This is a genomic window from uncultured Porphyromonas sp. (assembly GCF_934359325.1).
Classification (GTDB): domain Bacteria; phylum Bacteroidota; class Bacteroidia; order Bacteroidales; family Porphyromonadaceae; genus Porphyromonas_A.
Genome location: NZ_CAKRLH010000193.1, coordinates 1 through 3,132 on the forward strand (window position 1 = coordinate 1; position 3,132 = coordinate 3,132).

General features: G+C 54.2%; 2 protein-coding genes. Both read left to right on the plus strand.

The features are described 5' to 3' along the window. Window positions 1-260: 260 nt before the first annotated feature. Window positions 261-2,195: an NAD(+) synthase gene (locus tag Q0F21_RS06745; protein WP_297238530.1), complete on the plus strand. Its 1,935-nt coding sequence runs from the start codon at window positions 261-263 to the stop codon at window positions 2,193-2,195. 38 nt (window positions 2,196-2,233) lie between these two features. Then, the coding region (locus Q0F21_RS06750; RefSeq protein WP_297238532.1) for an ATP-binding cassette domain-containing protein at window positions 2,234-3,132 on the plus strand (899 nt) is incomplete at its 3' end.

The following is a 3,132-nucleotide window of genomic DNA, read 5'->3' on the forward strand; positions in this document are numbered from 1 at the left end:
TGAGACGCCGACCCGCAAGGGGTCGGGACACGAAAGAAACTCTCATACATCGGTCTTCGCCGTTTCTTGGCTCGACCGATGCCTATGGAGCGGGCATCCTTGCGGATGCGGTTACGCTGCTGATGGACGAGTCTCAAACGTATCAGCCCTTGTAGAGGACTTGGGTAAGTGAGAGTAAAGGGGTAACTTTGACGAGGAAGAGACCCACACTCACCAAGCTTAACCGTCTGGTCTCTCTCACTACTTACCTACATTAAGTTATGAAATACGGATACATCAAGGTGGCTGCTGCCGCTCCCTTTGTGCGCGTTGCTGACTGCTTCTACAACATTGATCGGATCGAGGCTCTCGTTAGACGCGCTGTGGAACAGAAGGTGGAGGTCCTTGGCTTCCCTGAGTTGTCGATTACCGGATACACCGCCGGCGATCTCCTGCTACAACCCTTCCTGCTGGAGCAGGCGGAGGAGGCGGTGCTTGAGCTTGCCAATCGTACTGCGGATACTGACATACTCTTCTTCGTCGGTATGCCTCTGAGGGCAGAGGAGAAGCTCTACAACGCCGCCGTCGGTATTCAGGGAGGGCGTATCTTGGGTGCCATCCCGAAGACTTTCTTACCTAATTACCGAGAGTTTCAGGAGAAGCGCTGGTTCTCCAGCTCTTATGAGCTCGCCTACTCGACGATAGAGATCGGGGATCAGGAGGTGCCGATAGGTCACGACCTGATCTTCCGTCATAAGGACGTCGGTATCGGGGTGGAGATCTGTGAGGATATGTGGGCACCGATCACACCGGGGGTCCGCCTGTCGCTCCATGGGGCTCACATTATCTTCAATCTCTCGGCAAGTAATGAGAATGCCGGGAAAAACTCTTACCTCCGTGCGCTGATCTCCGGGCTCTCCTCCCAGGCCATCAATGGATATGTCTACAGTAGCTGTGGTCACGGTGAGAGCTCGACAGACCTGGTCTACACCGGCAAGGGCTTTATTGCAGAGAATGGAACGATCCTGAAGGAGATGGAGCGCTTTGATCTGAGTGAGAAGCTGATCGTCAGCGATATTGACATCGCACGCATCAGGACTGAGCGGATGCTCAATAGTACCTTCCGCACTGCGGCTACGAAGTATGCGACAGAGAAACTGATGGTCGTCCCCTTTGATCTCTCCGAGCAGGATGATGACTACGTGATGACACGTCCTGTGGAGCGCAATCCCTTTATGCCCGGCACCGTGGACCTTGAGGAGCGAAGTGATGAGATATTTAAGATCCAGGTGACCGGTCTCATGCAGCGCCTTCGTCATCTCAATAATCCGAAGATGGTCATCGGTGTGAGTGGTGGACTGGATAGTACGCTGGCACTACTCGTCTGCTGCCGTGCCTGTAAGGTACTCGGACTCTCTACTCGCCAGATCATCGGCGTGACGATGCCTGCCGAGGCAACGAGCGATCGCACGAAGTCCAATGCGGACAAGCTGATGGAGCTCCTGGATATCGATAGCCGTGAGATACCTATCAGTGCAGCCGCCATGGATCATCTGAGACTGATCGGTCACGATGCTGAGACGCAGGACACTACTTACGAGAATGCCCAGGCACGCGAGCGGACTCAGATACTGATGGATCTGGCAAATATGGAGGGCGGCATCGTCATCGGTACCGGAGATCTCTCGGAGCTGGCTCTTGGCTGGTGTACCTACAATGGCGACCATATGAGTATGTATGGCGTCAATGCTTCGATCCCCAAGACCAGCGTGCAGATGATCGTCACTCACTTCGCCGGGCAACCGGATGTATCGCCGGAGCTGAGGAAGGTCTTGCTCGACATCGTGGCCACGCCGGTCTCGCCGGAGCTTACCTCCACCTCCCCCGAGGAGGGACGGATCACTCAGCGTACCGAGGAACTGATCGGACCATACGAGGTACATGACTTCTTTATCTTCCATATGATCTACAGTGCCTACTCTCCTGCTAAGATCCTCTACCTAGCTCAGAATGCCTTTGGAGATGACTACACGAAGGAGCAGCTCAAGGAGTGGATGAAGATCTTCGTGAAGCGCTTTATCTCCCAGCAATTCAAGCGTAACTGTAGCCCGGACGGACCTAAGGTGGGAGCGGTCTCACTCTCCCCGAGAGGCTGCTGGCGTATGCCGAGCGATGCCTCGGCTGATATGTGGCTGAGTGAAATAGACAAATTTTGATACCTTTGTCGCCCACGTTAATTATAGGATGATTAGGAATGATTGAAGTCAACGATCTCGCCATACAATTTGGAGGGAAGACCCTCTTTAAGGATGTTAATCTGAAATTCCTCCCGGGGAATTGCTATGGTGTCATCGGTGCTAATGGTGCAGGGAAGTCTACCCTGCTCCGTATGATCAGTGGAGAGCTATCACCCACGAGAGGCACCATTACCTTTGGATCCAGTGAGCGACTCTCCGTGCTGTCGCAGGACCACTTCGCCTTTGACGATGAGACGGTGCTCAATACCGTCATGCAGGGACATAGTACCCTCTGGGCAGTGAAGGAGGAGAAGGATGCGCTTTATGCCAAGGAGGACTTCTCTGACGCTGACGGCATCCGTGCGGCAGAGCTGGAGGAGAAGTTTGCCCTTATGGAGGGGTGGAATGCGGAGAGTGACGCGGCTCAGCTGCTGAGTGGACTCGGCATCCCGGAGGAGCTCCACGGAGAACTGATGGCCAACCTCAATGGTAAGCAGAAGGTGCGGGTCCTCCTAGCACGTGCCCTCTTTGGCAAGCCCGATAACCTGCTCCTCGATGAGCCGACCAACGACCTCGACATCGACACGGTGGCATGGCTGGAGGACTACCTCCAGGATATTGACAATACCGTCTTGATCGTCAGTCACGACCGACACTTCCTCAATGCGGTCTGCACCGACACTGTAGATATTGACTATGGTAAGGTGACTCTCTATCCGGGTAACTATGACTTCTGGTACGAGAGCAGTCAGCTGGCGCTGAAGCAGCTCCAACAGCAAAATAAGAAGATGGAGGAGAAGAAGAAGGAGCTGGAGGAATTCATCCGTCGCTTCTCCGCCAACGTGGCCAAGAGTAAGCAGACCACCTCGCGCAAGAAGATGCTGGATAAGCTCAATGTCGAGGAGATCAAGCCATC

Bases quoted from the DNA above. Each gene is read 5' to 3' on its own strand.
- Q0F21_RS06745 (WP_297238530.1), top strand. From the start codon at position 261: ATGAAATACGGATACATCAAGGTGGCTGCTGCCGCTCCCTTTGTGCGC.